This is a genomic window from Catenulispora pinisilvae (assembly GCF_015356865.1).
In the GTDB taxonomy this organism is placed as follows: domain Bacteria; phylum Actinomycetota; class Actinomycetes; order Streptomycetales; family Catenulisporaceae; genus Catenulispora; species Catenulispora pinisilvae.
This window is the reverse complement of the sequence record NZ_JAAFZA010000456.1, coordinates 1-2,922: the sequence shown is the minus strand read 5'-3', so window position 1 is coordinate 2,922 and position 2,922 is coordinate 1. Positions and strand designations below refer to the sequence as shown.

Annotated in this window: 2 protein-coding genes; both read right to left on the bottom strand. The window is 71.2% G+C overall.

Annotated features, from left to right (window positions below):
* Window positions 1–1,928 (bottom strand): aconitate hydratase (locus IZR01_RS48790; RefSeq protein WP_194927847.1); only part of this gene is annotated, 1,928 nt, incomplete at its 3' end.
* Window positions 1,916–2,818: a serine/threonine-protein kinase gene (locus IZR01_RS48785; protein WP_194899979.1), complete on the bottom strand. Its 903-nt coding sequence runs from the start codon at window positions 2,816–2,818 to the stop codon at window positions 1,916–1,918. The genes IZR01_RS48785 and IZR01_RS48790, both read right to left, overlap by 13 nt.
* Window positions 2,819–2,922 lie beyond the last annotated feature (104 nt).

The window sequence follows — 2,922 nt, the reverse complement described above, 5'->3', positions numbered from 1 at the left end:
CCCCCCAAATGCTCAGCAATCCGCCCCCCAGCCCGAATCGTCGCAACCTGCCGCCCCGAAAGCCGGTGCCGCACCCGGAACTCCGTCCCCTGCGTAACATCCCGCACCGTGAGCTCCCCGTCGGCGAGTCCCTGTGCCAGCGCCTCGAAGTGCAGCTCGTCGCCCGGCTGGATGGCGTCGTAGTCGGCCGGGTCGGTGAACTCCAGCGGTAGTACGCCGAAGTTGACCAAGTTCGAGGCGTGGATGCGTGCGAAGGACTTCGCGATCACGACGCGCAGGCCCAGTGAGCGCGGGGCCAGTGCCGCGTGTTCCCGTGAGGAGCCCTGGCCGTAGTTCTCGCCGCCGATGACCGCGTGGTTGCCGAGTTCGCGGGCGCGGCGGGGGTAGGTCTCGTCCAGGCGGGTGAAGGAGAAGTCGGCGAGTTTGGCGATGTCGCTGCGGTAGGGGAGGGCGGCGGCGCCGGCGGGCAGGATTTCGTCGGTGGAGACGTCGTCGCCTGCCTTCAGTGCTACCGGGATGTGCAGGGTGTCCGGTAGTGGGTCCAGCTCTGGCAGGGCGCCGATGCTCTCGGCTTTGGCCAGCTCGACCTCCTGCGCCAGGCCTGGTGGCAGTGGGTGCTCCAGCACCACGACGTCCGTGGACGCCGACTCCGGGAGGTCGAGGGTCGGGTAGTCGAAGCCGAGTTCGCGCGGGTCGGTGATGGCGCCGGTGAGTGCTGCTGCGGCGGCTGTCTCCGGGGAGCACAGCCACACCTGGTCGTCGGGGGTGCCGGAGCGGCCGGGGAAGTTGCGGGGGAAGGTGCGCAGGCTGTTGCGGCCCTTCGCAGGGGCCTGGCCCATGCCGATGCAGCCCAGGCAGCCGGTCTGGTGCAGGCGCGCGCCGGAGCGGATCAGGTCCAGCGTCGCGCCGGTCTTGGTCAGGTCGGCCAGGATCTCGCGTGAGGTCGGGTTGACGTCGAGTGAGACCTGCGCGTGGGCGTGCCGGCCGTGCAGGATGGCGGCGACGATGGCGAAGTCGCGGAGTCCGGGGTTGGCCGAGGAGCCCACGACCACCTGGTGCACCGGGGTGCCGGCGACTTCGCGCACGGGGACCACCGCGCCGGGTGAGCTGGGCTTGGCGATCAGTGGTTCCAGGGTGGCCAGGTCGATCTCGTCGGTGAGGTCGTAGTCGGCGTCCGGGTCGGCGGCGAGTTCGACGAAGTCGTGCTCGCGGCCCTCGGTGCGCAGGAAGTCGCGGACGCGGTCGTCGGCGGGGAAGACCGTGGCGGTGGCGCCTAGTTCGGCACCCATGTTGGCGATGACGTGCCGGTCCATCGCCGACAGCGACGCCACACCGGGCCCGTGGTATTCGATGATCCGGTGCACCCCGCCCTTCACCCCGTGCCGGCGCAGCATCTCCAGCACCACGTCCTTGGCGCTCACCCAGTCCGGCAGCTCACCGGTCAGCCGCACGCCCCAGACCCGCGGCATGGTCAGGTAGAGCGGCTCCCCGGCCATCGCGAGCGCCACCTCCAGACCGCCGACGCCGATCGCCAGCATGCCCAGCGAGCCGGCGGCGCAGGTGTGGGAGTCCGAGCCGATCAGCGACTTGCCGGGGATTCCGAAGCGCTGCATGTGCACCGGGTGCGACACGCCGCCGCCGGGCGGGGAGAACCACAGCCCGAAGCGCTGTGCGGCCGAGCGCAGGAACAGGTGGTCGGCCATGTTCCGCTCGTCGGCCTGGAGCAGGTTGTGGTCGACGTACTGCACCGAGACCTCGGTGCGGACGCGTTTGAGCCCGAGCGCCTCCAGCTCCAGCATCACCAGCGTCCCGGTGGCGTCCTGCGTCAGTGTCTGGTCCACGCGCAGTGCGATCTCGGACCCGGGCGTCATCTCGCCGCCCACCAGATGGGTCTGGATCAACTTGCGCGCCAGGTTCAAACCGGCCATTGCCATCGGTTGCCCGATGATCGGCGGACCAAACCCCCCGAATCCGGCCCCTCGGCCGCCAGCAACGCCCTGACCTCGTCGATCTTCGGCCGGCTCTGGGGGTCCCGGGCGGTCATCCGGGCGAGGACCCGGCACCACGGCGCGCCGAGCGCCGGCGGGATGCGCGGGGAGCGGGCGGCGGCGACCGCGGCCCGCTCGGCGGCGGTCCCGGTGTATTCGCGGTGCCCGGTCAGCGCCTCCAGCAGGACCAGCCCGAGCGAGTAGATGTCGGAGGCGTCGGTGGCCTCCTGGCCCTGGGCTTGCTCCGGGGAGACGTAGCCGGCGGTGCCGACCACATGGCCCGGTGCCGTGAGCAGCGGGCCGTCCCAGGACTTGGCGACGCCGAAGTCGGTGAGGAAGACGTGGCGCCGCGGCCCGAGCAGGATGTTCTGCGGCTTGATGTCGCGGTGCACGACGCCGCGCGCGTGGACGTAGTCCAGGGCGTCGGCGACCCCCGCGCCGATGTGGCGGACCTCGCCGGGCGGGATGGGCCCGGAACCGAACAGGTCCTCCAGCGAGGCGCCCGCGACCAGCGGCATCACGAAGAACGGCCGGCCGTCGAAGACCCCGTGGTCCGACAACGGCACCAGGTTCGGGTGGTCGAGGGACGCCAGGATGCGCACTTCCTCTTCGAAGCGGCGCCACACCGTCGCGTCGTCCGACGGCCGGGAGAGCGTCTTCAGCGCGACGAGTCGGCCCTGGTCCGGCTGGAGGTCGGCTGTCTGGACGTCAGCGGCCTGGAGGTCCGCCCGCAGGTCCGCCGCCCGGAAGACCTCCGAGTCGGCCCCCGCGCCCAGCAGCCCGAGAACCCGATAACGGCCGGCGACCACGGTGTCCGCCATGATGCTCATGGGAGCCTCCTCCCGGCCCGCACAGCATTGTCTGCATTGTCTGGTGCTAATGACCCGCCCGCGCCGTTCTACACGTCCCTCTCACTCGTCCGTCTCACTCATCC